This is a genomic window from Massilia horti, from assembly GCF_004614195.1.
Lineage (GTDB): Bacteria > Pseudomonadota > Gammaproteobacteria > Burkholderiales > Burkholderiaceae_D > Telluria > Telluria horti.
Genome location: NZ_SPUM01000149.1, coordinates 1 through 26,620, shown reverse-complemented (window position 1 = coordinate 26,620; position 26,620 = coordinate 1). Strand labels below are relative to the sequence as shown.

Genomic DNA, 26,620 nt, shown 5'->3' with positions numbered 1-26,620 from the left:
GGCCGGAGCGGCTGCCGGAGCCGGCGCTGCCGCCGGGGCAGGTGCCGGTGCCGGTGCTGCCTCGGCGCTCGGTGCAGGCGCGGCGGCGCCTTCGGCTTCTTCCAGGGTCAGCACGACCGAACCCTCGTTGATCTTGTCGCCGATCTTGACCTTCAGTTCTTTTACGACGCCGGCATGGCTGGATGGGATCTCCATGCTGGCCTTGTCCGACTCCACCGTGACCAGCGACTGGTCGACCTTGATCGCGTCGCCCGGTTTGACCATCAGCTCGATGACTTCCACATCCTTGAAGTCGCCGATGTCGGGGACTTTGACTTCCACAATGCTCATGTTTGTTAGCTCCGTGTTTTTTCTATCTCAGCTAAGGCGCGCCGTTTCGGCGAAAACCCGGGGGGTCTTCGCGCGAACGGCGCGGCGCTTGAGCATTTACTGGGTCACAGGATTCGGCTTGTTCGGATCGATGCCGTACTTCGCGATCGCATCCGCCACCGTCTGCGTCGGGATCTTGCCTTCGTCCGCCAGGGACTTGAGCGCGGCGACCGTGATGTAGTAGCAGTTCACCTCGAAGAACTCACGCAGCTTGATACGCGAATCCGAACGGCCGAAGCCGTCGGTGCCGAGCACCTTGTAGGTGCGGTCCTTCGGCATGTAGGCGCGGATCTGCTCGGCGAACAGGCGCATGTAGTCGGTAGTCGCGACGATCGGGCCGCTGGTGTCTTTCAGCAGCTCGGTCACGTACGGCAGGCGCTGCTCGTCGTTCGGGTGCACCAGGTTCCAGCGGTCGCAATCCTGGCCGTCGCGCGCCAGCAGGGTGAACGACGGGCAGGACCAGACGTCGGCGGCGATGCCCCAGTCCTTCTTGAGCAGTTCGGCGGCGCAGACCGACTCGCGCAGGATCGTGCCCGAGCCCATCAGCTGCACGCGCTGGGCGGCGTCCTTGTCGCCTTCCTGGAACAGGTACATACCCTTGATGATGCCCTCTTCGGTACCCGGCTTCAGTCCCGGCTGCTCGTAGTTCTCGTTCATGATGGTGATGTAGTAGAACACGTCCTCCTGCTGTTCCACCATGCGGTGCAGGCCGTTCTGGATGATCACCGCCACTTCATGCGCGTAGGTCGGGTCGTACGGGACGCAGTTCGGGACCGTAGCCGCGATGATGTGGCTGTGGCCGTCCTCGTGCTGCAGGCCTTCGCCGTTCAGCGTCGTGCGGCCGGCGGTGCCGCCCATCAGGAAGCCGCGGGCGCGGATGTCCCCTGCCAGCCAGACCAGGTCGCCCACACGCTGCATGCCGAACATCGAGTAGTACGTGTAGAACGGGATCATGACCCGGTTGTTGCTCGAGTACGAGGTCGCGGCGGCCAGCCACGAGCACATGCCGCCCGCTTCGTTGATACCTTCCTGCAGGATCTGGCCGGCCTTGTCCTCGCGGTAGTACATCACCTGGTCCTTGTCGACCGGTTCGTACAACTGGCCCTGCTGGTTGAAGATACCGATCTGGCGGAACAGGCCTTCCATACCGAAGGTACGCGATTCGTCGACCAGGATCGGCACGATGCGCTGGCCGATTTCCTTGTCCTTGAGCAGGGCGGTGAGCACACGCACGTACGCCTGGGTGGTCGAGATCTCGCGGCCAGGAGCGGTCGGGTCGAGCACGGCCTTGAAGGTTTCCAGCTTTGGTACCGGCAGCTTTTCATCGGACTGCGGACGGCGCTGCGGCAGGTAGCCGCCGAGCTCCTTGCGGCGCGCGTGCAGGTACTGCATCTCCGGCGAATCGTCGGACGGCTTGAAGAACGGGATCTCGGGCAGCAGTTCGTCCGAAATCGGGATGTTGAAGCGGTCGCGCATCTCGCGGATGGCCAGGTCGTCCAGCTTCTTGGTCTGGTGCGCGGTGTTGCGCGCCTCGCCCGACTTGCCCATGCCGAAGCCCTTGACGGTCTTGGCCAGGATCACGGTCGGGCTGCCCTTGTTCTCCTGCGCCTGCTTGAATGCGGCGTAGATCTTGTGCGGGTCGTGGCCGCCGCGGGTCAGGCGCCAGATGTCGTCGTCGCTCATGTTGGCGACCATCTCCAGCAGCTTCGGATGCTTGCCGAAGAAGTGCTTGCGCACGTAGGCGCCGTCCTTGGCCTTGTAGTTCTGGTATTCGCCGTCGACGGTTTCCATCATCACGCGCATGAGGATGCCGTCCTTGTCCTTTTCCAGCAGCGGATCCCAGTTCGAGCCCCAGATGACCTTGATGACGTTCCAGCCGGCGCCGCGGAAGTCCGATTCCAGCTCCTGGATGATCTTGCCGTTGCCGCGCACCGGGCCGTCCAGGCGCTGCAGGTTGCAGTTGACCACCATGACCAGGTTGTCGAGGTGCTCGCGCCCGGCCATGCCGATCGCGCCCATCGATTCCGGCTCGTCCATCTCGCCGTCGCCGCAGAACACCCACACCTTGCGGTTGTCGGTCTTGGCAATGCTGCGCGCCTGCAGGTACTTGAGGAAGCGCGCCTGGTAGATCGCCATCAGCGGGCCCAGGCCCATCGACACGGTCGGGAACTGCCAGAATTCCGGCATCAGTTTCGGGTGCGGGTACGAGGACAGGCCCTTGCCGTCGACTTCGCGGCGGAAGTTCAGGAGCTGCTCTTCAGAGAGGCGCCCTTCGAGGAAGGCGCGTGCGTAGATGCCGGGCGAGCTGTGGCCCTGGATGTACAGCAGGTCGCCGCCGTGGTCTTCGCTCGGCGCGTGCCAGAAGTGGTTAAAGCCGATGCCCAGCATGTTCGCGAGCGATGCGAACGAGGCCAGGTGGCCGCCCAGGTCGCCATCGGCGCGGTTGGCCTTTACCACCATCGCCATGGCGTTCCAGCGCATCCACGAGCGCAGGCGCTCTTCGTATTCCAGGTTGCCCGGGCAGTGTTCCTCGAGGTGGGCCGGGATGGTGTTCACGTACGCAGTATTGCTCGAGAACGGGATCTGGGCGCCGCGGCGGCGCGCCAGGTCCACCAGGCGCTCCATCAGGTAGTGGGCGCGCTCGGTACCTTCGTTTTCGATGACCGCTTCCAGGGCGTCGAGCCACTCCTTGGTCTCGAGCGAATCCGGGTCGTTGGCGGCCAGGGCCGTCAACTGGTCGAGTTGAGCTGACATTGATGCGTCTCCTTAGGTTTGGTGCCCCACCCGATCCCTTGAATCGCTGGCGCCCGTTTAACAAGAATGAATGGCTGAAGATAAACGTAGCGATTCTACCAGTGGGGTTTGGCTTTTTCAAATTACGATATACGATTTCATAATGTAAAACAACATGCTGCAACCGCACATTTTTTGGAGAGCCTTTTGCGTCCGGCGCACCCGGTAGCCAGGCGCACCGCGCCCATATTCTGTGAATATGACAACGAACGCGCCTGCGCGGCGCGCGATAGCGGCTGGGGCCTTATAATTTCATTTTTGCCCATGATTGAGCCTGACGATGCCCGCCCAACTGATCGACGGAGTTAAACTTTCCCAACAATTGCGCGCCGAAATCGCCCAGCGTGCGGCCGCCCTCACCGCCCAAGGCAAACAGCCGGGCCTGGCCGTGATCCTGGTCGGCGAAGACCCGGCCAGCCAGGTGTACGTGCGCAACAAGGTCAAGGCCTGCGCCGACGTTGGCTTTCACTCGGTACTGGAAAAATATGACGCCGACCTGACCGAGGCGGCGCTGCTGGCGCGCATCGGTGCGCTCAACGCCGATCCGGCGATCCACGGCATCCTGGTCCAGATGCCCCTGCCGCGCCACATCAATCCGCAGAAAGTGATCGAGGCGATCGCGGTCGCCAAGGACGTGGACGGCTATTCGGTGCAGTCGGCCGGCGAACTGATGACCGGCCTGCCGGGTCTGCGCCCGTGCACCCCGTACGGCTGCATGAAGCTGATCGAAAGCACCGGCGTGGACTTGCGCGGCAAGCACGCGGTGGTGATCGGCCGCAGCAACACGGTCGGCAAGCCGATGGCGCTGTTGCTCTTGCAAGCCAATGCCACCGTTACCATATGCCATAGCGGGACCCCGGACCTGGGCTACCACACGCGCCAGGCGGACGTGGTGGTGGCCGCGGTCGGCCGCCGCAACACCCTGCTGGGCGACATGGTCAAGCCGGGCGCGATCGTCATCGACGTGGGCATCAACCGCAACGAGGAAGGCAAGCTGGTCGGCGACGTCGACTTTGCCAGCGTGGCCGAGGTGGCCTCGCACATCACGCCGGTGCCGGGTGGCGTGGGTCCGATGACGATTACCATGTTGCTGATGAACACCGTGGAAGCTGCCGAGCGCAGCTGACACAGCGCGCCACCTTTGTCGAGGATGGCGGCGATGAACTATGGAAGGATAAAGATGAATACCGACACCACCAGCAATCCCCTCCTCGACTTTTCCAACCTGCCGCGGTTTGACCTGATCAAGCCCGAGCATGTGACGCCGGCGATCGAGCGCCTGATCGCGGACGCCGTCGCCGTCGTGCACAAGCTGGAACAGCCGCTTGACGATGTCAACTGGGACAACTTCGTGGTGCCGCTCGAAGAAGTCACCGAGCGCCTGGGGCGCGCCTGGGGCATCGTCAATCACCTCAACCATGTGATGGACACGCCGGAACTGCGCGCGACCTACAACGAGAACCAGCCGAAGGTCACCGAATTCTGGACCAACCTGGGCCAGAACGAAGCGCTGTTCGACAAGTACAAGGCGCTGCGCGCGCGGCCGGATTTCGTGAACCTGACGCCGGCACGCAAGCGCATTGTCGAAAACGCGCTGCGCGACTTCCGCCTGGGCGGCGCCGAGCTGCCGCTGGACAAGAAAAAGCGCTTTGCCGAGATCCAGGAGCAGCATGCCGCGCTCTCGACCCGTTTTTCTGAAAACGTGCTGGACGCCACCAACGACTACAAGCTGCTGGTCGAATCCGAAGCGGACCTTGCCGGCGTGCCAGAGGACGTGAAGGCGGCGGCGCGCGCCTCGGCCGAAGCCGACGGCAAGCAAGGCTGGCAGTTCACCCTGCACTTCCCTTCCTACTTCCCGCTGCTGCAGTTCGCCGACAACCGCGCCCTGCGCGAGACGATCTACCGCGCCAACGCAACCAAGGCGTCGGACGCCGGCGTCGTGTTCTCCGAACTTGCGAAATGGGACAACACGAGCAACATCGCCCAGCTCCTGCAACTGCGCGACGAGGAAGCCAAGCTGCTCGACTACCGCAACTTTGCCGAGGTGTCGCTGGTGCCGAAGATGGCCGACGACCCGGAGCGGGTGATCGAATTCCTCGAGGACCTGGCGCGCCGCGCCCGTCCGTTCGCGGAGAAGGACCTGGCCGAACTGCGCGCCTTTGCCAAGAGCGATCTGGGAATCGACGACATGCAGGCCTGGGACGTGGCTTACGCCTCGGAAAAGCTGTCCGAGAAGCGCTACGCGTTCTCGGCCCAGGAAGTGAAGCAGTACTTCCCCGAGCACAAGGTGGTCGACGGCCTGTTCAAGCTGGTCTCGAACCTGTTCGGCGTCGAGATCCAGCCCGACGACGCGCCGGTCTGGCACCCGGACGTGCGGTTCTTCCGCATCGAGCGCGGCTTTGATCTGGTCGGCCAGTTCTACCTCGACCTATACGCGCGTGCGGGCAAGGGCCAGGGCGCGTGGATGGACGACGCGCGCGGCCGGCGCCTCACCACCGGCGGCATCGTCCAGACCCCGGTGGCCTACCTGACCTGTAACTTCACCCCGCCGGCCACGGTCGACGGCAAGCTGCAGCCGTCGCTGTTCACCCACGACGAAGTGATCACGCTGTTCCACGAATTCGGCCACGGCCTGCACCACATGCTCACCGAGGTGGACGAGCTGTCGGTTTCCGGCATCTCGGGCGTGGAATGGGACGCGGTCGAGCTGCCATCCCAGTTCATGGAAAACTTTTGCTGGGAATGGGACGTGCTGCAGAACCTGACCGCCCACGCGCAGACCGGCGAACCGCTGCCGCGCGAACTGTACGACAAGATGCTGGCCGCCAAGAACTTCCAGTCCGGCATGCAAATGCTGCGCCAGGTCGAGTTCTCGCTGATCGACATGCACCTGCACTTCGACTTCGACCCGAACAGCGAGCAGACCGTGCAGCAGCTGATCGACGACGTGCGCAGCAAGTTCGCGGTCCTGATCCCGCCGTCGTTCAACCGATTCCAACACTCGTTCGGCCACATCTTTGCCGGCGGGTACGCCGCGGGTTACTATAGCTACAAGTGGGCCGAAGTCCTGTCGGCCGACGCCTACGCCGCCTTCGAGGAAGCGGTCGAGGCTGGTGGCGGCGAACTGTCCGCCGAAACCGGCAAGCGCTTCCAGAAAGAGATTTTGGCCATGGGCGGCGCGCGCCCGGCGCTCGAATCGTTCAAGGCCTTCCGCGGCCGCGAACCGAAGATCGATGCGCTGCTGCGCCACAGCGGCATGAACCCGACACAATGACGCGAATCGACTTTCATACCAACATTGCCGATAAGGTAAGCTACGCCTGCCGGCTCGCGCGCAAGGCCTATGGCTCGCGGGCACGGCTGGTGCTGCTGGCCGATGGTGCGGAGCAGGCGGCCGAGCTCGCTGAAGCGTTGTGGACGCTGTCGGACACCGACTTCATCCCGCACGTGATGGCGGACGACCCACTGGCGAGCCAGACGCCGGTGATCGTGACGGACAATGAAGAGGCCGAGTTGCCGCATTACGAGATGCTGGTGAACCTCACGCGCCGCACGCCCTCGACCTTTGCGCAGTTCCAGCGGGTGTTCGAGATCATTTCGACGGACGCGGACGACGCCGCTGCCGGACGCCAGCGTTACGTTGCCTATAAAAAGCAGAACTATCCCTTGACCCACTTCGTCGCAGGACAGTCATGAGCCAGGACACGTTCGATGATGCAAGCATTCCGGTACTGACCGAGGTGGTGGATGAAGCGCCACAGCCGGCTCCGGCCGCGCTGGCTGCACCGGAGCCGCTGCCGGAGCCGGTCACTCCAGCGCTCGCCGCAACGCCGGCCGAAAAGCTGGAGGGCGCGATCGACAGCTGGGACGATCAGGACTGGGACCTGCTCGAACGGCGGCTGTCCGAACGCATCCTGCAGCAGTTGCAGGGGCGGGTCGACTTTGTGCTCGAACAGCGGCTGCGCGACAGCATGTCCGAGGTGCTGCAGCACGCTGTGAATGGCCTGACGACCGAAATCCGCGACGGACTGCAGCAGACGATCGAGAAGATCGTCGTGCGCGCCGTGTCGCAGGAACTCGCGCATCTGCAGACCCTTAAGAAATAGGGCCCGGTGCAACTCCCGTAGGGTGCGCACCAGTGCGCACGCGGTGCGAACGGTGCGTCACGGTGGCGCCGCCGCGAGCCTGCAACCGGTGACCGCGTGCGCACAGGTGCGCACCCCGCCTCTGCACAACCACGTTGGCCCCGTCCATACTGAGCTGGTGCAGCACGCGCCCGATGGGGGAAGTCGTTTACGGCAATGCCGGAAACGACGGATCTAGTCAAAAATACTTAAAGTTGTACAATTTGCCAATGCAAATTGCCAACATAACCATCCCACTTGCCCTCGCAATCCTATTTGCCGGCAACGCCTCTGCCCAGCAAGTCGTCAAGATCGGTACCGGCTCGCCGCTATCCGGGCCCAGCGCACACCTGGGCAAAGAGAACGAAAACGCCGCCCGCATGGCGATCGATCAGTTGAACGCCAAGGGTTTCATGCTCGGTGGCAAGAAAGTCAAGCTGCAACTGCTGTCCGAGGACGACGGCGGCGACCCGAAGCAAGGCACGGCGGTGGCGCAAAAGCTGGTCGATGCCCACGTCAATGGCGTCGTCGGCCACTCTACTTCGAGCACCACGGTGCCCGCATCCAAGATCTACAACGATGCCGGCATACCCCAGATTTCTCCGGCAGCCACCGCGCCCGCCTACACCCGCCAGCGCTTCCCGGGCGCATTCCGCCTGGTCGCCAGCGATGTCAAGCAAGGCAGCACGCTGGCCAAATACGCGATCGACAACCTCAAGGCCAGGCATATCGCCGTCATCGATGACCGCAGTACTTACGGCCAGGGACTTGCCGACGAGTTCGTCAAGGGCGTGAAAGGCGCGGGCGTGAACATCGTGGGCAGGGAATTCACCAACCCGAACGCCACCGACTACACGGCGCTTCTCACCTCGATCAAGGCTAAAAAGCCAGACCTGGTGTTCTTCGGTGGCCTCGATTCGGTGGGCGGCCCGATGCTCAAGCAGATGAAGGCACTGGGCATCAACGCAATGTTCATGGGCGGCGACGGCATCTGCAACGAATCGCTGCCGCGCCTGGCAGGCGATGCGCTGGGTGAAGGCAAGGTCGTCTGTGCGGAAGCCGGCGGCGTGACCGGCCCGCAGGAACAAGCCATGCTTGAGTTTCGCACCCGCTACAAGCAGCAGTTTGGCATCGATATCCAGATGTACGCGCCCTACGTCTACGACGCGGTGATGGTCATGGCGACCGCCATGCAGAAGGCCAATTCCGCCGAACCGGCCAGCTACCTGCCGGAACTGAAGAAGATCCGGTACGAAGGCGTATCCGGCACCATCCAGTTCGAGCCTAACGGCGACCTCAAGGATGCGGCGGTGACCTTGTACACCTACAAGGGCGGCAAAAAGCTCAAGATTACCGTCGTGCGCTAAACGGCTGAACTACAGCAAAAGCGACCTGCGGTACGCATCGTTTTAGAGCTTTGCTAACCCATCAATTTGATGTACCTTTTCTCTGCGCAAAGCCCCCTACCTACATTGGAGAAAAGTCGATGCAGTTCACCACCAAGCTCATCCCTCTTGCCATCGCGCTGGCGTTTGCCGCCCAGGCCTCGGCCCAGCAGGTCGTCAAGATCGGCGCCGTGGCCCCGATGTCCGGCCCCAACGCCCACCTCGGCAAGGACAACGACAATGCCGCCCGCATGGCGATCGACGAGCTCAATGCCAAGGGCTTCACGCTCGGCGGCAAGAAGGTCACGCTGCAAATGCTGTCCGAAGACGATGCCGGCGATCCGAAGCAAGGGACGGCGGTCGCACAAAAACTGGTCGATGCCCACGTCAATGGCGTGATCGGCCACCTGAACTCGGGGACCACGGTCCCGGCATCGAAGATCTACAACGACGCTGGCATCGTGCAGATTTCGCCGGCCACCACCGCCCCCGTCTTCACCCGCCAGCGCTTCCCGGGCGCGTTCCGCGTGGTGGCGAGCGACGTCAAGCTGGGCAGCACGCTGGCCAAGTACGCGATCAACAACCTCAAGGCGAAGAACATCGCCGTCATCGACGACCGCACCACCTACGGCCAGGGCGTGGCCGACGAGTTCGTCAAGGCCGTCAAGGGACCGGGCGTGCGCGTGGTCGGCAAGGAATTCACCAACCCGAACGCGACCGACTACACGGCGATTCTTACCTCGATCAAGGCCAAGAAGCCGGACCTGGTGTTCTTCGGCGGAATGGACTCGGTCGGCGGCCCGATGCTCAAGCAGATGAAAGCGCTGGGCATCAATGCCATGTACATGGGCGGCGACGGCATCTGCACCGAATCGCTGGGGCGGCTGGCGGGCGACGCGATTGGCGAAGGCAAGGTGGTCTGCGCCGAAGCGGGCGGCGTGCAAGGGCCGCAGGAACAGGGCTTGGCCGACTTCCGCGAGCGCTACAAGAAGAAGTTCGGGCACGATATTCAGCTGTATGCCCCGTACGTCTACGACGCGGTAATGGTGATGGCCGCGGCCATGCAGCAAGCCAATTCCGCCGATCCGGCCAAGTACCTGCCGGAACTCAAGAAGATCAAGTACGAAGGCGTGACCGGCACCATCCAGTTCGACCCGAGCGGCGATATCAAGGACGGCGCGCTGACGCTGTACACCTACAAGGGCGGCAAGAAGACCAAGATGGAAGTGGTGCGCTAGGAAGTGTCGACGCGGGCGCACCCGTACGGCTTAACGGGGGCGTAGGGTGCGCACCTGTGCGCACGCGGTCACCGTGTGCTGACTTGCGGCCACTGCTTCGCTACGCTGCTTTCGCGAACCGCGTGCGCACTGGTGCGCACCCTACGATGCGCATACAGCGACGCAAGTTCGAAAAAAAGCGCGCTCCGCATTTCGCGGGCGCGCTTTGCGTTTGGCTGTCGCGCAGATTATTTCAGCGACAGGATCCACTTGACCAGGGTTTGCGCCTCGGCCTCGGAGACTTGCGGATTAGCCGGCATCGGTACCGATCCCCAGACACCCGAGCCGCCTTTCATGACCTTTTGCACAAGCTTGGGCTCGGCGTCCTTCTGGCCCGCGTACTTGGCCGCCACATCCTTGTAAGCCGGACCGACCAGCTTGTTATTAATCGCGTGGCAAGCCATGCAATTCTTCGCCTTGGCCAAAGCTAAGGCATCCTGAGCGAAGGCGCTCGTCGACGCCATTGCCGACAACACTACACAAAACATCAGGGACCGTTTCATCTGCTTCTCCGTGGTTTAATTCTTTGGCCATTCTATCGTGAAATACCGGCTGGCGCGCACCGTCCCAAGTGTAACGGTCCAACAACGGCGGCGGTTGACACCGACACATTTGGTATCAATTTTGCCGCAGGGTAATCAAATTCTTTGTAAGATGCTGGGATAAAGGAGTTCCCATGCCACTGATTCTGCTGATCGTTTTGCTCGTTGGTTTGCGCTTTTTCGAAGTCTGGCGCTTTGCCGAGCTGTCGTGGTGGTACATCGTCGCGCTGATGGTGTTCGCCTTCGTCTGGTTCGAGTTCATCGAAAAGATGCTCGGGCTGGACAAGAAGAAGGCGCACAACGAGAACGAGAAACTGCGGCGCGATCGCGTCAAAAAAACGTTCGACAAGCGCAAATAAGCGCCGCATCACCTGCAAATGTCGGATCAGCCCGTCACTGCCCCCTTGCTGGCCGGAGATGCGAGCGCCGCGAATTTGGCCAGCACGCCGCGGGTATAGCGCGGTTCCGGACGCTTCCATTCGGCGCGGCGGCGCGCGATCTCTTCGTCAGGCACGTTCAACTGGATCAGTTGCCGGGTCGCGTCGATCGTGATCGAGTCGCCTTCCCGCACCAGCGCGATCGTGCCGCCTTCATAGGCTTCCGGCGCCACGTGGCCGACCACCATGCCCCAGGTGCCGCCCGAAAAGCGCCCGTCGGTGATCAGGCCGACCGACTCGCCCAGGCCCTTGCCGATGATCGCCGAGGTTGGCGCAAGCATTTCCGGCATGCCGGGCCCACCCTTCGGACCGAGATAGCGCAGCACCAGCACGTCGCCGGGGTTGATTTTGTCGGCCAGGATCGCGTCCATCGCCGAATACTCGTCCTCGAACACGCGCGCCGGACCGGTGATCACCGGATTCTTCAGGCCCGTGATCTTGGCCACGCAGCCATCCGTCGAAAGGTTGCCCTTCAAAATCGCCAAGTGGCCCTGGGCGTACAGCGCCTTGTCGATCGGGCGGATCACGTCCTGCCCTGCCGGGGGCTGCGAGGGCACGTGCTCCAGTTCCTCGGCCAGGGTGCGGCCGGTGATGGTCATGCAATTGCCGTTGAGCAGACCAGCGTCAAGCAGTATCTTCATCACCTGCGGGATGCCGCCGGCCTTGTGCAGGTCGGTTGCCACGTACTGCCCGGAGGGCTTGAGGTTGCAGATGACCGGCACCCTGCGGCGCACGCGCTCGAAGTCGTCGATGATCCACTCCACCTGCGCCGCGTGCGCGATCGCCAGGTAGTGCAGCACCGCGTTGGTCGAGCCGCCGGTGGCCATAATCACCGCCACCGCGTTCTCGATCGATTCGCGGGTGATGATGTCGCGCGGCTTGAGGTCGCGCTTGACCGCCTCGACCAGCACGCGCGCCGACTGTGCCGCCGAGCCGACCTTTTCGTCGTCCGGATTGGCCATGGTCGACGAATACAGCAGCGACATGCCGAGCGCCTCGAACGAGGAGGACATGGTGTTGGCCGTGTACATGCCGCCGCATGAGCCGGACGACGGGCAGGCGTTGCGCTCGATGCCGTCGAAGTCTTCCTGGCTCATGCGCCCGGCCGTAAATTCGCCCACCGCTTCGAAGGCTGAGACGATGGTCAAGTCCTTGCCTTTCCAGTGGCCCGGCTTGATCGTGCCGCCGTACACATAGATGCCCGGCACGTTGGTGCGCGCCAGCGCGATCATCCCGCCCGGCATGTTCTTGTCGCAGCCGCCGATCACGACCACGCCGTCCATCCATTGGCCGTTGACGCAGGTTTCGATACAGTCGGCAATCACCTCGCGCGAGATCAGCGAGAACTTCATCCCTTCCGTGCCCATCGACATGCCATCCGAAATCGTCGGCGTGCCGAATACCTGCGGATTGGCGCCCGACTCCTTGATGGTGGCAATCGCGACGTCAGCCAGCTTTTGCAGCCCGGAGTTGCAAGGCGTAATGGTCGAATGGCCGTTCGCCACGCCGATCATCGGCTTGTCGAAATCTTCTTTCTGATAGCCCATCGCGTAGTACATCGAGCGATTCGGGCTGCGGGCGACGCCCTCGGTCACGTGGCGGGAACGACGGTTGTAGCGCGACTGCTCAGCCATGATGGACTCCCGGATAAACAGAACTTCCGAGAATGCCTTGTGCGCGACAGGGAGTCAAATATATCATTTGCGTCCTGTGATTCGTAATCAATATCACCGAACCACGTTCAACATGAAAGGGATATGGTGAACATCGAGCTGCGCCAACTGCGCTACTTCGTGACGGTGGCCGAGGAATTGCATTTCGGGCGTGCCGCCGAGCGGCTGCACATGACCCAGCCGCCGCTGTCGCAGACCATTGCCGCGCTGGAGGAAATGCTGGGCACCCCGCTGTTCCTGCGCAACCGGCGCCAGGTTGCGCTGACACCGGCCGGCGCCGCCCTGTTGCCCGAGGCACGGCGCATGCTGGCGGGCGCCGCCGCCCTGCCGGAACTGGTGCGGCGCGCTGCCTTGGGCGAGTCCGGCCGGCTGTCGCTCGCCTTCGTCACCCTGGCCGACTACAGCGTGCTGCCGCCATTCTTGCGCCGCTACCGCGCCGCGTATCCGGGGGTGGCGATCGAACTGCATGAGGCAACTTCCGACGTGCAAGTGGAAGAACTGCTGCACGAACGCATCGACATTGGTATATTGATCCCGCCCTTGCCGGACAAAGCGCGCGCGCAGCTCGAATACCTCAAGGTACTCGAAGAACCGCTGGTCCTGTGCGCGCCGGCCGGACTGGAGGCGCTGCACCGTCCCGGTCCCGTGAAACTGCACGACCTGCCGCCGCTACCGCTGATCATCTTCCCGCGCCAAAGCTCGCCCGCGCTGCACGACGCGATCCTGTCCTGCTTCAGTTCGGCAGGCATTACGCCGACGATCGGGCAAGAAGCGATCCAGATGCAGACCATCGTCAGCCTGGTTTCCGGCGGCATGGGCCTCGCTCTTGTGCCAGAATCGGTGTCCAACCTGATGCGTCCGGGCGTAGAATACCGTGCCCTTGCTGACCCGACACCGATGGTCGAAACCGGCTTGGCCTGGCGGCGCGACAATGCCTCGCCTGTGCTGCGAGGCTTTTTGGACTTACTGAGGAAAAATTAATCATGCTCGTACACCCGCAGCCCAACCCCATTGCTTTCTCGATTGGTCCGGTGGATGTCCACTGGTACGGATTGATGTACGTGCTGGCGTTCGCGCTGTTCCTGCTGCTGGGCCGCGTGCGCATCAAGCAACCGCACATCGCCGCGCAGGGGTGGAAGAAAGAGGACCTGGACGACATGCTGTTCTACGGCATGCTCGGCGTCGTGATCGGGGGCCGGCTGGGTGAAGTGCTGTTTTACCGGCCAGAATTCTTCTTCCACAATCCAAAGGAAATCTTCATGGTCTGGCACGGCGGCATGTCGTACCACGGCGGCTTTATCGGCGTGCTGATCGCGATGGCACTGTGGGCCCGCAAGGCCGGGCGCAACCTGCTGGACGTCTATGACTTCATCGCACCGATGGTGCCGCTCGGCTATGCCTGCGGTCGCATCGGCAACTTCATCAACGCCGAGCTGCCGGGCCGCTTGGCGGACCCGAACCTGCCGTGGGCAATGCTGTGGCCGGGCGTCGAAGGGCCGCGCCATCCGTCGCCGATCTACCAGGCGCTGGTGGATGGTTTGCTGGTGTTTATCATCGTCTGGCTGTTTGCCCGCAAGCCCAGGCCGCGGCTGGCGGTGGGCGCGATGTACACGCTGCTGTACGGCTGCGCGCGCTTCTTCACCGAATATTTCCGCGTGCCGGACTGGGAGGTGAGCGTGGCGGGGATGCACATCACGTCGGGCCAGGTGCTGTCGCTGCCGATGATCGTGGCTGGGCTGATCATGCTGGCATGGGCGTATTCGCACGAGGGCAAGCGGACAGTGCATGCGTGAATAACGTAGGGTGCGCACCTGTGCGCACGCGGTTCGCAAACTGTGCGTCGTGGTGGTGGCGCCGCCAGCCCGCAAACGGTGACCGCGTGCGCACAGGTGCGCACCCTACGCCTCTGCGCAACCTACCTTAGAATAACTCAGCCATCACGGCCGCCTTCCACAGCATGTACACGGCCAGCAAGTACAAAATCCCCGCAAACGTCTTCCTGAGCTTCTTGACCGGCCACCTGTGCGCCGTGCGCGCACCAAGCGGTGCCATCGTCATGCTGGTGACCACGATCAACGCCAGCGCCGGCAGGTAGACAAAACCGAGCGAATACTTGGGCAGCCCCGGCTCGCCCCAGCCGTAATAGATGTTGGAAATTGTCCCAGCAAGCGCGATCGGAAACCCGAGCGCGGCACTGGTCGCAACCGCATTGTGGATCCTGACGTTACACCAGGTCATGAACGGGATCGAAATAAAGCCGCCGCCCGCACCAAACAGTCCCGACATCACGCCGACCACACTGCCTGCGGCAAACAATCCTGGCGCTGACGGCAACTCGCGTCCCGCCGCCGGCTTTCTCTCCATCAGCATCTGCGTCGCGGCGAACGCGACGAACAATCCAAAGCACAGCGCCAGCACCGCGGCATTCATCTGCTTGCCGATCCACGGCCCGATCCACGAGCCGATCAGAATACCCGGCGCCAGCAGCTTGACCAGCCGCCACAGCACCGCTCCGTGCGCATGATGAGCGCGCACCGATGACATCGACGTAAAAAGAATCGTGGCGAGCGAAGTCGCAATCGCCATGTGCACCACCAGCTCCGGCGCAAAATGCCTGGCGGTGAAAATCATGGTAATGAACGGCACCAGGATCATGCCGCCGCCAATCCCGAGCAGCCCTGCAGTAAACCCGCCAAACATACCCATTGCCAGCAGCGCGACGCACAATTCCCAATCGAGCATTCAGGCGCCCATTTGCGGCGCGCCGCGCACCAGCTTGAGAATCGCGTTCCATTCGGCCAGTGTGACCGGCGTAATCGACAGGCGGCTGCCTTTTTGCAGCAGCACCATACCCTCGAGTTCCGGAATCGTGCGCATTTCGGCAAGCGGCAGATAGCGGCCTTTTTCAAGCGCGCGCACGTCCACCGAAATCCAGCGCGGTTGTTCGCGCGTGGCTTTGGGGTCGTGGTATTTGCTGTGCTGGTCGAACTGGGTTTCGTCCGGGTACGGGAGACTTGCGACCTCGGCAATACCGGCTACGCCCGGATCAAAGCAGCTGGAATGATAGAACAGGACGCCGTCACCTGGCTGCATGGCGTCGCGCATGAAGTTGCGTGCCTGGTAGTTGCGCACCCCGAACCACGGCACGGTCTGGCCGGGCGCGGCCAGCGCGTCGTCAAAACTGACTTCATCGGGTTCGGATTTCATCAACCAGTAGCGCATCACTGCTCCGCAAATGGATCGACGCTCAAAAATTAAGCGCGCAAAAAAAAGCGGCTGCGGACATATGTTCGCAACCGCTTCCTGTGAATGAAGCCCCGCCTGTGCCGTTTTTGCCGGCATCCCGAACCTGAAGGTTCAGGTGGTCGCAGTCAGTTCAATTTCGGGTTCGTCGGACGAGCGACGCTCACGCCCATCAAACATGTTCCGCAACCTTTGCTTACGAATGGTTCAAGGAATATATGGCAAATCTCGAACACCGCAGGGTAGATCGCAGTTTACTACGTTGAACCCGCATGTCAAACGAATTTGGATATCAGAACAGGTTTTCTTGCGGCGTGAGCGCGCTGTCCAACACCGAATGCATCGTCTCCAGTTTCTGCTTGACTTCCAGGATCGACATGTCCGAAAGCGGTCCCTGCGGCGATTTCACGGTCAGGAACTCGGCAGCTACGCTGAGCGCGGCCATCACGGCGATGCGGTCCGTGCCCTTGACCTTGCCCGAGTCGCGCAGCGCGCACATCTTGCTGTCGAGGTAGTGCACGGCTTCACGCAGCGTCTGCTGCTCGCCTTCTTTGCAGGCCAGGCGGTATGACTGGCCCATGATGGTGACATCGAGATAGATCATTGGGTGGCCTCGGCATCGGTGGCGACGTCTTCCTCGGCGTCAAGCGGTGACAATTGCTCGAGCAACGCCTCGACGCGGCGCTGGGCTTCATCGAGCCGGCCTTTGAAGTCGACGTTCTCTGCGCTGAGCAGGGCATTGGCCTGGCGCAAGAGATAATTTTCGCTGCGCAGCGCCTGGGTCAACTGGGCAAGCCGGTTGATTTTGTCGGAGAGGTCTTGGAATTCGGAAATCATTCGTAACTATAGGATCGAGAAGGTTTTTCCGTCAACCGAATCGCGCGCCCGCGCCGGCGCGCACAAGCGCGGCGGGCAAGGTTGCGATGACGAAAATCGCAAAAGGAAACAGTCTACTCGACGTGGCTGCCCGCGCGCGACATGACAACCACATCCGGACGAGAAACATGCAATTCCGGCGCGGGCATCGTGACGCGTGGCACCAAGATGGCGGCGGCGCGCCCGGCCACAATCGATTTGGTGATGCGCAGCCGGGCGATTTCGGCCGGTTCCAGCGCACGCATACCGGCCGGCCGGTCCGGTTCCAGTTGCAGTTCGACAACAAAGGCGCCGATGCTGATGCCCGGCTCGTCACGCACAGCCAAGCGCTTCGATGCGTGCGCGCAAGTCAGCGGAGTCTTTGTTTCCGACGACAAAGCCAGCTTCGGCTGCGGTGAGGCAGTCGAACCCGAATCCGAATTGGTCTCGCCACCAGCTTTCGATGCTTCCATGCTTGCTCCTTGCCTCAAGCAGCGTTGCCGCGTCCGGCACCAGGGCGGCGGCGGCCGGCTTGCCGGTCAACACCGTGGCTCCCAGCACTTGCCCCCCGTGACGCAGGATGTGACCACGCAAGTTGGCCATCGTTCCACCCAGCCCGATGAAATCGTCCACCAGCACATACGCCCGCCCGGCCTGGACAAAGCCGTCGAACACGGCCTGGCACGCCAGGCGGCTGATGCCGATGTCACCATGGTGATCGACAATGTTCGCCTGGACCAGCTCGGTATCCATTTCCCATCCGAGCAACTGCTGCAGGCCGCTGGCCAGCACCGCGCCCACCACGGAGAGGCCTTCGAGCTTGCGGGCATGGACGGCCGCCAGGATCGGGTTCTTTCCTTCGCCCAACTGCGCCAGCCGGTCGGTCACCTCGCCGGACAGGGTGTCGGCCACCAGCAGCGCGGCAGCGTCGACGTCGCCGGTTCGTGCGGCGACAAACCAGGGATGGGTGGTAACCTCCAACCTTGGTGCGTGTATAAACACCGGCGGAAAGCCCTGCTCCCAGGGCGAACGCGAAGCTTTGGCAGCCATTCTCTACCTCCGTCTTGAGCGGCGCGCTGTGCATTGTGCAGCCTCAAACGTGCCAGCCAAATAAACAACAGCGCGGCTTGAAATGCATAATTATCGTCCCTATAATTAGCACTCGTTAGCAGAGAGTGCTAACAACTCTTTGCAGCCGACGCCCTAGTGTGCGGCGGCTTGGATAGCTAGTCAAACCCATTGAATTTAAAGGAGTTTTGCATGAACCTTCGCCCATTGCACGATCGCGTCATCGTCAAGCGTCTCGACCAGGAAACCAAGACTGCATCTGGCCTGATCATCCCGGATGCAGCGGCAGAAAAACCTGACCAGGGCGAAATCCTCGCCGTGGGCAACGGCAAGGTGCAGGAAAACGGCCAGATTCGCCCGCTGGAAGTGAAAGTCGGCGACCGCGTGCTGTTCGGCAAATACTCCGGCCAGACCGTCAAGGTCAAAGGCGAGGAGCTGCTGGTGATGCGTGAAGAAGACATCATGGCCGTCGTCACCGAGTAATCGGTCCCCAAGAACATCCTGAAGAATTTACGGAGAATTACACATGGCAGCTAAAGAAGTAGTATTTGGCGACATCGCTCGCACCAAGATGGTCGAAGGCGTCAACATCCTCGCCAACGCAGTCAAGGTCACCCTGGGCCCGAAAGGCCGCAACGTGGTGCTGGAGCGCTCGTTCGGCGCGCCGACCGTGACCAAGGACGGCGTGTCGGTCGCCAAGGAAATCGAGCTGAAAGACAAGCTGATGAACATGGGCGCGCAGATGGTCAAGGAAGTCGCTTCCAAGACCAGCGACAACGCCGGTGACGGTACCACCACCGCCACCGTGCTGGCCCAGGCAATCGTGCGCGAAGGCATGAAATTCGTCGCCGCCGGCATGAACCCGATGGACCTCAAGCGCGGCATCGACAAGGCTGTCGCCGCCACCGTCGAAGAACTGAAGAAGATCGCCAAGCCGTGCACCACCTCCAAGGAAATCGCCCAGGTTGGCGCGATCTCGGCCAACTCGGACGCCTCGATCGGCGAGCGCATCGCCGAGGCAATGGAAAAGGTCGGCAAGGAAGGCGTGATCACGGTTGAAGACGGCAAGTCGCTGAGCGACGAGCTGGACATCGTCGAAGGTATGCAGTTCGACCGCGGCTACCTGTCGCCGTACTTCATCAACAACCCGGACAAGCAGGTTGCCCTGCACGAAAATCCGTTCATCCTGCTGTACGACAAGAAGATCTCGAACATCCGCGATCTGCTGCCGGTACTCGAGCAAGTGGCCAAGGCTGGCCGTCCGCTGGTGATCGTCGCTGAAGACATCGAAGGCGAAGCGCTGGCGACCCTGGTGGTCAACAACATCCGCGGCATCCTGAAGACCGTTGCGGTCAAGGCGCCGGGCTTCGGCGACCGCCGCAAGGCCATGCTGGAAGACATCGCCATCCTGACCGGTGGCCAGGTGATCGCCGAAGAAGTCGGCCTGACCCTGGAAAAGGCTACCCTGAACGAACTGGGCCAGGCCAAGCGCGTTGAAGTGGGCAAGGAAAACACCATCATCATCGACGGTGCTGGCTCGGCTGAAAATATCGAAGGCCGCATCAAGCAGATCCGCAAGCAAGTCGAGGAAGCAACCTCGGACTACGACCGCGAGAAGCTGCAAGAGCGCCTGGCCAAGCTGGCCGGCGGCGTGGCAGTGATCAAGGTTGGTGCTGCAACCGAAGTCGAGATGAAAGAGAAGAAGGCACGCGTGGAAGACGCGCTGCACGCAACCCGCGCTGCCGTTGAAGAAGGCATCGTTCCTGGCGGTGGCGTGGCCCTGCTGCGCGCTCGCGCCAACCTGAACGTGAAGGGCGACAACACGGACCAGGAAGCAGGCATCAAGATCGTCCTGCGCGCAATGGAAGAGCCGCTGCGCATGATCGTTGCCAACGCAGGCGACGAGCCGTCGGTGGTTGTTTCGGCAGTGATGGCTGGCAACGGCAACTACGGCTACAACGCTGCCAACGGCACCTACGGCGACATGGTCGAAATGGGCGTGCTGGATCCGGCCAAGGTCACCCGCTCGGCACTGCAAAACGCAGCGTCGATCGCCGGCCTGATGCTGACCACCGATTGCATGGTTTCGGAAATCGTTGAAGAGAAACCGGCTGGCGGCATGGGCGGCATGGGTGGCATGGGCGGCATGGGCGGCATGGACGGCATGATGTAATTTGCCGGACGGCCCCGGTGCCGGTTTCATCCGGCACCGGCCATCCACAAAAAGCCTGCAGGCGATACGCCTTGCAGGCTTTTTTATTTCTTGTCACACATCCAGAGGAAGAAGAACTTCCCGAAGACAATGATGAGTCCGATCGTTACGTCGTCATACCCGGTATCCGTGATTTCGATCTGGGGCAACCATTGGTGTTTCGCTTCGTCGATGCCAAGCTGCCGCAGCACTACAAAGAGGTTGAGGAAATTTTCCGTAAGAAGGATGCCTACGGCCGCTTCTCACGCCTGATCGATTCGCTCGGCATGCGCGACAAGTGGCACCGGTTCAGGGAAGAACAGACCGAGGCCGCGCTGCGCGAATGGTGCGCGGAGAACGGCCTCGAACTACGGAAGAAGCGCTGACAATCTGCTCATGGATAAGTGAGCGTATGCGGATCGGTTTTTCCAAACGTGAGATACCACCCTGACTGCAACGGACCGCCGATTGCGTATGGCGCCACGAAATTAGAGTATTGCTTGGTCGTCAGGTCATAGCGCCGCACTGATCCGGTATCCGGCCCGTTCGCGGTGATAGGCACGAACAGATAACCGTTAGGGCCGAAAAGCAGGGCTTGTGCATAGGCACGCGGCTGCCCGACTACATCAAGATCAATCCGGTCAACATAGGCGCCGGGATTCCTTCCATTCGGCCCCTGGAATATGAGGATCTTGTCTGTATCCGACGAGTCTGCCCGGAAGCTGGTGATATACAGCTTGCCGTCAGGGCCAAAGACCAAACCCTCGGGCCGGTTCAGTTCGTTGGTGCAGGAGCAAGCGCCCCCGCCCACGCTGTTGATGAATACGTCGATGAATTGTCCGGTGTTCGGATTGAAGCGCAGGACGTGCCCACCAAGCCCGGTATCGAGATGATCGTAGTTGGAGACATAGAGCAAGCCATCCGGCCCGATTACCACGCCTCTTGGATGAAACTCAGCCCCTGATGTGAATGTTCCCGCAGGTGGCACAAAGGCGCCGATCAATTGGCCGCCCCGCGTGTACTTAAGCAACCGGCCAGGAGTCGTTGCGTTTTTCTGGGGTTCCGAGATCATTTCGGCCACGAAAAATGCGTCTTTCCATAGCACGATGCCACGCGGCACCGCAGGCGAAGTCGGGGTGTTGCGCTTCACAATTACCGTCTGTTGCAATTGACCATTGACGAGGCTGTATTGGAATATTTCACCGGTAACCGATGTATCGACATTTTGGTTGGAAACCAGAAGGTTTTCGTTGTCAAATAACAGGCCCATTGGCCCACGCAATTTAAGGTTGGTATTGGGCGGGACATATGCCCCAAGGTAGGCGCCGGTAACCGCATTGAAGCGTTTCACCGAACCGTCGCTCCCATCGCCGATGTACAGGGAGTCCTGACCCAGGGCGAACCCGGTGGAACCAAGACCCAATGCCATCACCTGCATCGTGGTGCACGCGAGTGAACCGATGCATTTCAAAATCTTATTCGTATTAATCATGACGTACTCCCAGTTAAAAAATGCATTTCAAAACTGAATAGTCTGAGGCGCGTAACTGGGAGTACTGTTATATTTTTGATTATCCGTATCTTACCGACGAATTTTTAATGCCAGTTAGGTGATGGAATAGAGGCTGAGTTCGCTCAATCGATGCGACAAAATGTTGTCGATCCCCGCGGATTTTCCGTGCTCGGATTTATCCGCATCATTAAACTTCCGTGGTTTCTCCAGCCGAAGAGTGCTTTCGTTGAGCACGTTATTGCCGCTCACCCATACTTGGTTTAGTATCGGCTTGAACAAGAATGAGGCCGCCATGCTTACACGCCGTACCTTCCCACTACCAGCCCTGATCCCCATCGCCGCCCTCGCCTGCGCGCTTGTCGCATGCAACGGCCAGAAACCGAGCGAACCGCCCAAGCCCAAAACCGTGGCGGCCGAGCCGGTGCGTACCAAGGAAAAGGCGATCGCTGAGCTGATGGCGCTGCCGGAAGTGAAGGCCTGGTCGACCCAGATCGAGCAGACATCGCACGGCAAGGCGCACGGCGCGGTCATCGAGGACGATACCGAACCGCGCATGATCAACGGAAAACCCTACTGGCAATTCAGCTTTGTCGAAAACCGTTCGGACCGAATACATCGCCGGGAGAGCTTCCTGGTGGCCCAGTCCGGCAACGAAATCCTGATCGAGGACTTGCATTCCGACACCACCTTGACGCTCCCCGAGTGGCGGCGCGAGGTACACCGGGTGAATGTTAAGTCGGCGCAATAAGCCGGCTCACGATTGAGACGCCGCAAACCCGCAACTCGTCCACAATTTATCGTTGACCTGCCGCTGACCGATCCACACGTTAGCGCCAGCGTACGGGTGGTCCGACTCCTCCCCTGGTCAGCGGCACTTTCCTTGCCGCTTGCAGTTGTAGGGGGCGCGGGGCCGCCGAGGACCTGTGCAAACGAGACCAAGCCAGCCGCTCCTCCCCGTATGCCATTGATTTTCAGCCGTTTCTAACGGATGAACGCCATCCGTCACCTTCGCACATCGTAGTCAAACTACATATATTTACACCGGCGCAAAGTTTCAGTTGCCAGAATGCCGAGCGTCTCATAGCATCGCGTCTGTCCAACTCATCAAAATGCGCCCATGACCCAGCAAACGACGAAGGCCGACGCCGGCCAGATGCCGCGGCAAATTCCCTACATCATCGCCAACGAGGGATGCGAGCGCTTCAGTTTCTACGGGATGCGCAACATCCTGACGCCCTTCCTGATCTCCACGCTGCTGATGTTCCTGCCCGAGTCGGAACGCACGGGCGAAGCCAAGCACGTGTTCCACACCTTTGTCATCGGCGTCTATTTCTTCCCGCTGCTTGGCGGCTGGCTGGCCGATCGCTTCTTCGGCAAGTACAGCACGGTGTTCTGGTTCAGCCTGGTGTATTGCGCCGGCCATGCCTGCCTGGCGCTGTTCGACGACAAGCCCACCGGCTTTTACATTGGCCTGTTCCTGATCGCGCTCGGCTCGGGCGGCATCAAGCCGCTGGTGGCGTCGTTCATGGGCGACCAGTTCGACCAGACCAACAAGGAAAAGGCGAAGGTAGTGTTCGACGCCTTCTACTGGATTATCAACTTCGGCTCGTTCTTCGCGTCGCTGCTGATGCCGCTGTTCCTCAAGGATTACGGTCCGTCCGTCGCATTCGGCATCCCGGGCATCCTGATGTTCATCGCCACCGCGGTCTTCTGGAGCGGGCGCAAAAAATACGTCCATGTAGCCCCGGCCCCGGCCGACCCGCATTCGTTTACCCGCGTGGCGCGCACCGCCCTGCTGGCAACCCAGCCGGGACAAGGCCGCCCGGGCCTGACAGTCGCGCTGGTCGGCGTGATTGGTGCGCTGCTGTCGCTGGCCATGTCCTGGCAGTGGGGCTTCGTGATCGCCGCCTGCACCGCACTGGTCCTGCTGCTCGCCTTCGGCGGCATCGGCACCTCGATCCAGCTCGAGCGCGCACGCGGCCTGCATCCGGACTTGGCGGTGGACGGCGTGCGCGCGGTGCTGCGCATCCTGATCGTCTTCGCGCTGGTGACCCCGTTCTGGTCGCTGTTCGACCAGAAGGCCTCGACCTGGATCGTGCAGGCCAACTCGATGCAGACCAACTTCTCGCTGCTGGGCATGAACTTCACGCTGCTGCCCGCGCAGATGCAGGCACTCAACCCAATGCTGGTGATGCTGCTCATCCCGTTCAACAACCTGGTGCTGTTCCCGACCCTGCGCCGCATCGGCATCGAACCCACGGCGCTGCGCCGCATGACGGCCGGTGTCGCCTTCTCGGCACTGGCCTGGTTCGTGATCGGCACCATCCAGGTTGTCATGGATGCGGGCACGCCAACCTCGATGGCATGGCAGATCCTGCCGTATGCGCTGCTCACCATGGGCGAAGTGCTGGTTTCCGCCACCGGACTGGAATTCGCGTACAGCCAGGCCCCGGCATCGATGAAGGGCACGATCATGGCGCTGTGGTACCTCGCAGTCACAGTCGGCAACCTGTGGGTGCTGATCGTGAACGCGGGCGTCAAGAACGACGCGGTACTCGGCCACATCGCCGGCACGGGGCTCTCGGTCATGGCGTTCCAGATGTACTTCTTCGCCGCCTTCGCGCTGCTCGCCGCCGCGGTATTCGGCTGGTATGCGAAGCGCTACAAGATGGTCAACTTCTACCGCAACGGCGAAGCGGTGCAGTCCCCGCGCGCCACCGCCAAGGCTTGATTGGCGTGTCAGCCGGGACCTCGGACAGGAGCCCAGCATGACGATCAAACTGCGCACCGCAGCCGCGCTGTTGGCGGCAGCCCTGCCCTGTTCCGCCCGCGCCGCCATTCCCGTCAGCGCCTGCGACGCGCCTGCGATGCAGAGCCTGTCGCCCGACCCTGGCGGCAGGTTCGGCGCACGCGCCGTATGGCTTGACCGGCGCCTTGCCAAGTGGCCCGGCGCCGACGCGTCCGGCGTATTCAAGCTGTACCACTCGCGCGAGGCCCGGATCAATGCCACGGGTGGCCGCCCGGTCACTGGCGCGGGCGGCGCGCAAATCATCGAAGAAGCGGAACGACCCTCGTAGGGTGCGCACCTGTGCGCACGCGGTACGTGTGCCTACCCGAGCCAACAACATGCAACCGTACAGCGTGCGCACAGGTGCGCACCCTACGCTGACCCGTCAAAGATCGAGGTGCGAGATCAACAACCTGCGCTTATCCTCATCCCCCTCCTCCGCCAACTCGCCGTGAGCCCCGAGCGAAATCCCGACCGACACAATGTCGATCAGGAGCAGTTGCAGGATGCGCGAAATCATCGACAGGAATATGACGCTGTCCTCACTGTGATCCACGGCCAGGCACACTGTCGCCTTCTTGGCCAGCGCCGATTTGCTGCTGGTGATGGCAATGACATCCGCACCCGCCGCACGCGCCACGTCCACCGCCGCCAGCAGCTCCGGCAACTGGCCGGCGGTCGAGATCGCGATCACCACGTCGCCCGGCTTGAGCAGCTCCGCCGCGAGCGTGAACAGGTGCGAGTCGCCATACGACGAAGTCGGAATCCGGAAGCGGAAAAACTTGTGCTGCCCGTCCAGCGCCACCACCCGTGCGTTCCCCATCGCGTAGAACTCAACCTTGTTGGCACGGCGCAGGATCTCGATCGCTCGGTCGATCGACCTCACGTCCAGCTGGTCGCGGAACTTCAGGATCGCCGACACCGTGTTGTCGATCACCTTGGCCGACAGGTCGTGCGTGCTGTCGGTCACGCGCACCTGGCTGTGGCGCACAGGGATGGTGCCGGTCAGGCTGCCCGCAAACTTGAGCTTGAAGTCGGCCAGCCCCTCGAATCCCAGCGAGCGGCAGAAGCGGATCACGGTCGGCTGGCTCACGTCCGCCAGGCGCGCGATCTCGGCGATCGGTTCGGAGAGCACCTTGCGTGGATGCTCGATCACCAGCGTAGCCACGCGCTGCTCGGCCGGCGAGAGTTCGTGCAGCAGGTGATGTACCCGCTCCATCAACGTATTGGCGCCATTGCGCCCGCGCAGGTGCTCCGACAGGATCGCGGCAACGCCGTTCAATGCGGGGTTCGGCGTCATGATCACGTAGGTCGGGATCTGCGCCAGGTAGTCGGTGAAGCGGCCCTTGGCCTCGAATCGCGAGCGAAACGGCGAGTTGGCGAACCAGTCCGCGATACGCGGCACGATGCCGCCGCCGATGAAAATGCCGCCGAACGCGCCCAGCGTCACCGCCAGGTTGGCCGCGGCGCCGCCCAGCATGCCGGCAAAGCACTCGAGCACCTCGCGGCACAGCGGATCGGCCTGCTCCAGCGCGCAGTTCACGATCTCGGCCGCCGTGCGCGGCGTCGCTTGGACATGGTTGCGTTCGGCCAGCGCGCGGTGGATCAGCTCCAGCCCGGGCCCGGAAATCAGGCGCTCGTTCGAAACGTGCTGCCACTCGCGCCACGCGTACTGCAGGATCGCGAACTCGCGCTCGTCGGCCGGCGCAAAGTTGACGTGGCCGCCTTCGCTGCCCAAGGTGACGAAGCCGTCCACGGTCGGAATCACGCCGGATACGCCAAGTCCGGTGCCCGGACCCAGCAAGCCGGCTACCGCATGTGGCTGGGGCGCGCCGCCGCCTACCTGCAGCAAGTCCGATGGTTTAAAGCCCGGCAGCGCCATCGCAAGCGCGGTGAAATCGTTCACGATCAGCAGTGTCGACAGGCCGAAGTGGCGGCGCACGTCGTCGGTCGAGAACTGCCAGTCGCGGTTGGTCATGCGGATGTCGTCACCGCTGATCGGATTGGCCAACGCGAACGCCGCATGCGTGATGCGCACGCCCGGGAGCTTGTCGAGATAGGCATGCAGCAGCGGCACGATCCCGGAATAATCGTCGCAATGCAGCACCTCAACCGATCGCAGCACGCCTGGCGCGGCCTCCAGCGCAAAACGCGCGTGGGTCGCACCGATGTCGGCCAGCAGGCGCGGGCCGTCCGCGAAAGCGCTACGGGCAGCCTTGTGTTCGTTGTCGGTTTCGGTGGTCGTCATAAGCGGGTAGGATATCATCGATTGAAAGGCGCCAAAACAAAGCCAGCGGCCTATGCACATCGTAGGGTGCGCACCTGTGCGCACGCGGTCACCGCATGCTGACTTGCGGCGGCC

28 protein-coding genes and 1 other RNA gene are annotated in these 26,620 nt (G+C 62.0%); 15 read left to right on the top strand and 14 right to left on the bottom strand.

All coding sequences use genetic code 11. The features are described from left to right. Positions 1-330 (bottom strand): biotin/lipoyl-containing protein (locus tag E4O92_RS23850; protein WP_307721763.1); only part of this gene is annotated, 330 nt, incomplete at its 3' end. Positions 331-426: 96 nt separating this feature from the next. Further along, complete coding sequence (aceE, locus tag E4O92_RS23845) at positions 427-3,123, bottom strand: pyruvate dehydrogenase (acetyl-transferring), homodimeric type (protein ID WP_135192131.1); 2,697 nt, start codon at positions 3,121-3,123, stop codon at positions 427-429. A 319-nt stretch (positions 3,124-3,442) separates the two neighbouring features. Here aceE and folD point away from each other — a divergent pair, with 319 nt between their 5' ends. The 6 genes from folD (at position 3,443) to E4O92_RS23815 (ending at position 9,909) form a co-directional block, all read left to right on the top strand. Next, on the top strand, positions 3,443-4,288 hold the full coding sequence (gene folD / locus E4O92_RS23840) for a bifunctional methylenetetrahydrofolate dehydrogenase/methenyltetrahydrofolate cyclohydrolase FolD (RefSeq protein WP_135192130.1): 846 nt from the start codon (positions 3,443-3,445) through the stop codon (positions 4,286-4,288). A gap of 54 nt (positions 4,289-4,342) precedes the next feature. After that, on the top strand, positions 4,343-6,436 hold the full coding sequence (locus E4O92_RS23835) for a M3 family metallopeptidase (protein ID WP_135192129.1): 2,094 nt from the start codon (positions 4,343-4,345) through the stop codon (positions 6,434-6,436). After that, on the top strand, positions 6,433-6,858 hold the full coding sequence (locus E4O92_RS23830; protein ID WP_135192128.1) for a DNA polymerase III subunit chi: 426 nt from the start codon (positions 6,433-6,435) through the stop codon (positions 6,856-6,858). The genes E4O92_RS23835 and E4O92_RS23830 overlap by 4 nt, the downstream gene beginning before the upstream one ends. Continuing rightward, on the top strand, positions 6,855-7,268 hold the full coding sequence (locus E4O92_RS23825) for a DUF2486 family protein (protein ID WP_135192127.1): 414 nt from the start codon (positions 6,855-6,857) through the stop codon (positions 7,266-7,268). The genes E4O92_RS23830 and E4O92_RS23825 overlap by 4 nt, the downstream gene beginning before the upstream one ends. 248 nt (positions 7,269-7,516) lie before the next feature. Then, on the top strand, positions 7,517-8,653 hold the full coding sequence (locus E4O92_RS23820) for a branched-chain amino acid ABC transporter substrate-binding protein (protein WP_135192126.1): 1,137 nt from the start codon (positions 7,517-7,519) through the stop codon (positions 8,651-8,653). Between the two features lie 119 nt (positions 8,654-8,772). After that, a complete protein-coding gene (locus E4O92_RS23815; protein ID WP_135192125.1) occupies positions 8,773-9,909 on the top strand; it encodes a branched-chain amino acid ABC transporter substrate-binding protein in 1,137 nt (378 codons plus the stop codon). Between the two features lie 227 nt (positions 9,910-10,136). Here the strand turns inward: E4O92_RS23815 and E4O92_RS23810 are convergent, their stop codons facing one another. Continuing rightward, positions 10,137-10,451: a c-type cytochrome gene (locus E4O92_RS23810; protein ID WP_135192124.1), complete on the bottom strand. Its 315-nt coding sequence runs from the start codon at positions 10,449-10,451 to the stop codon at positions 10,137-10,139. 173 nt (positions 10,452-10,624) lie between these two features. Here E4O92_RS23810 and E4O92_RS23805 point away from each other — a divergent pair, with 173 nt between their 5' ends. After that, the gene (locus tag E4O92_RS23805) at positions 10,625-10,849 is read left to right on the top strand and encodes a TIGR04438 family Trp-rich protein (protein ID WP_135192123.1); all 225 of its coding nucleotides are present in this window, start codon (positions 10,625-10,627) and stop codon (positions 10,847-10,849) included. A 26-nt stretch (positions 10,850-10,875) separates the two neighbouring features. On the opposite strand, the gene ilvD is transcribed toward E4O92_RS23805, so the two are convergent. Continuing rightward, positions 10,876-12,561: a dihydroxy-acid dehydratase gene (gene ilvD / locus E4O92_RS23800; protein ID WP_135192122.1), complete on the bottom strand. Its 1,686-nt coding sequence runs from the start codon at positions 12,559-12,561 to the stop codon at positions 10,876-10,878. Between the two features lie 126 nt (positions 12,562-12,687). On the opposite strand from ilvD, the gene E4O92_RS23795 reads away from it, so the two are divergent. Next, positions 12,688-13,581, top strand: a complete 894-nt coding sequence (locus E4O92_RS23795) for a LysR family transcriptional regulator (RefSeq protein WP_135192134.1) — start codon at positions 12,688-12,690, stop codon at positions 13,579-13,581. A gap of 2 nt (positions 13,582-13,583) precedes the next feature. Next, entirely contained in the window at positions 13,584-14,393 is an 810-nt protein-coding gene (gene lgt / locus E4O92_RS23790; RefSeq protein ID WP_135192121.1) for a prolipoprotein diacylglyceryl transferase, read from the top strand. A gap of 127 nt (positions 14,394-14,520) precedes the next feature. On the opposite strand, the gene E4O92_RS23785 is transcribed toward lgt, so the two are convergent. The 7 genes from E4O92_RS23785 to E4O92_RS23755 all read right to left on the bottom strand — a co-directional run bounded on the left by E4O92_RS23785 (position 14,521) and on the right by E4O92_RS23755 (position 17,748). Further along, a complete protein-coding gene (locus tag E4O92_RS23785; protein WP_135192120.1) occupies positions 14,521-15,342 on the bottom strand; it encodes a sulfite exporter TauE/SafE family protein in 822 nt (273 codons plus the stop codon). Then, a complete protein-coding gene (locus E4O92_RS23780) occupies positions 15,343-15,822 on the bottom strand; it encodes an EVE domain-containing protein (RefSeq protein WP_135192119.1) in 480 nt (159 codons plus the stop codon). 88 nt (positions 15,823-15,910) lie between these two features. Then, positions 15,911-16,090, bottom strand: a non-coding RNA gene (ssrS, locus tag E4O92_RS23775) — 6S RNA. A gap of 45 nt (positions 16,091-16,135) precedes the next feature. Then, complete coding sequence (locus E4O92_RS23770) at positions 16,136-16,447, bottom strand: cell division protein ZapA (protein WP_135192118.1); 312 nt, start codon at positions 16,445-16,447, stop codon at positions 16,136-16,138. Further along, entirely contained in the window at positions 16,444-16,680 is a 237-nt protein-coding gene (locus E4O92_RS23765) for a hypothetical protein (protein ID WP_135192117.1), read from the bottom strand. Before E4O92_RS23765 ends, E4O92_RS23770 begins: the two co-directional genes overlap by 4 nt. 113 nt (positions 16,681-16,793) lie before the next feature. After that, complete coding sequence (locus E4O92_RS23760; protein ID WP_135192116.1) at positions 16,794-17,039, bottom strand: hypothetical protein; 246 nt, start codon at positions 17,037-17,039, stop codon at positions 16,794-16,796. Beyond that, on the bottom strand, positions 17,032-17,748 hold the full coding sequence (locus tag E4O92_RS23755; RefSeq protein ID WP_135192115.1) for a phosphoribosyltransferase: 717 nt from the start codon (positions 17,746-17,748) through the stop codon (positions 17,032-17,034). The genes E4O92_RS23760 and E4O92_RS23755 overlap by 8 nt, the downstream gene beginning before the upstream one ends. A gap of 210 nt (positions 17,749-17,958) precedes the next feature. On the opposite strand from E4O92_RS23755, the gene groES reads away from it, so the two are divergent. Genes groES through E4O92_RS23740 form a run of 3 tightly spaced genes read left to right on the top strand, consistent with a single transcriptional unit; the run spans position 17,959 to position 20,343 of the window. Further along, positions 17,959-18,249 (top strand): co-chaperone GroES, encoded by a 291-nt coding sequence (groES, locus tag E4O92_RS23750; RefSeq protein WP_135192114.1) that lies wholly within the window; start codon positions 17,959-17,961, stop codon positions 18,247-18,249. Between the two features lie 43 nt (positions 18,250-18,292). Beyond that, the gene (groL, locus tag E4O92_RS23745; protein WP_135192113.1) at positions 18,293-19,939 is read left to right on the top strand and encodes a chaperonin GroEL; all 1,647 of its coding nucleotides are present in this window, start codon (positions 18,293-18,295) and stop codon (positions 19,937-19,939) included. Between the two features lie 17 nt (positions 19,940-19,956). Continuing rightward, positions 19,957-20,343 carry a UPF0158 family protein gene (locus E4O92_RS23740; protein ID WP_167759871.1) on the top strand — a complete coding sequence of 129 codons (387 nt, stop codon included), beginning with the start codon at positions 19,957-19,959 and terminating at the stop codon, positions 20,341-20,343. Positions 20,344-20,351: 8 nt separating this feature from the next. On the opposite strand, the gene E4O92_RS23735 is transcribed toward E4O92_RS23740, so the two are convergent. After that, entirely contained in the window at positions 20,352-21,449 is a 1,098-nt protein-coding gene (locus tag E4O92_RS23735) for an NHL repeat-containing protein (protein ID WP_206076934.1), read from the bottom strand. A gap of 114 nt (positions 21,450-21,563) precedes the next feature. Further along, positions 21,564-21,764, bottom strand: coding sequence for a hypothetical protein (locus E4O92_RS23730; RefSeq protein ID WP_135192111.1), 201 nt, complete (start codon positions 21,762-21,764; stop codon positions 21,564-21,566). Between E4O92_RS23730 and E4O92_RS23725 the strand changes: the two genes are divergently transcribed. The 3 genes from E4O92_RS23725 (at position 21,763) to E4O92_RS23715 (ending at position 24,547) form a co-directional block, all read left to right on the top strand. Then, positions 21,763-22,218: a hypothetical protein gene (locus tag E4O92_RS23725; RefSeq protein ID WP_135192110.1), complete on the top strand. Its 456-nt coding sequence runs from the start codon at positions 21,763-21,765 to the stop codon at positions 22,216-22,218. The genes E4O92_RS23730 and E4O92_RS23725 overlap by 2 nt on opposite strands. A 369-nt stretch (positions 22,219-22,587) precedes the next feature. Then, on the top strand, positions 22,588-24,201 hold the full coding sequence (locus E4O92_RS23720) for a POT-type proton-dependent oligopeptide transporter (protein ID WP_370660025.1): 1,614 nt from the start codon (positions 22,588-22,590) through the stop codon (positions 24,199-24,201). A 37-nt stretch (positions 24,202-24,238) separates the two neighbouring features. After that, positions 24,239-24,547 (top strand): hypothetical protein, encoded by a 309-nt coding sequence (locus tag E4O92_RS23715; RefSeq protein ID WP_135192109.1) that lies wholly within the window; start codon positions 24,239-24,241, stop codon positions 24,545-24,547. Positions 24,548-24,643: 96 nt separating this feature from the next. On the opposite strand, the gene E4O92_RS23710 is transcribed toward E4O92_RS23715, so the two are convergent. Further along, on the bottom strand, positions 24,644-26,506 hold the full coding sequence (locus E4O92_RS23710) for a glucokinase (protein WP_229483715.1): 1,863 nt from the start codon (positions 26,504-26,506) through the stop codon (positions 24,644-24,646). Positions 26,507-26,620 lie beyond the last annotated feature (114 nt).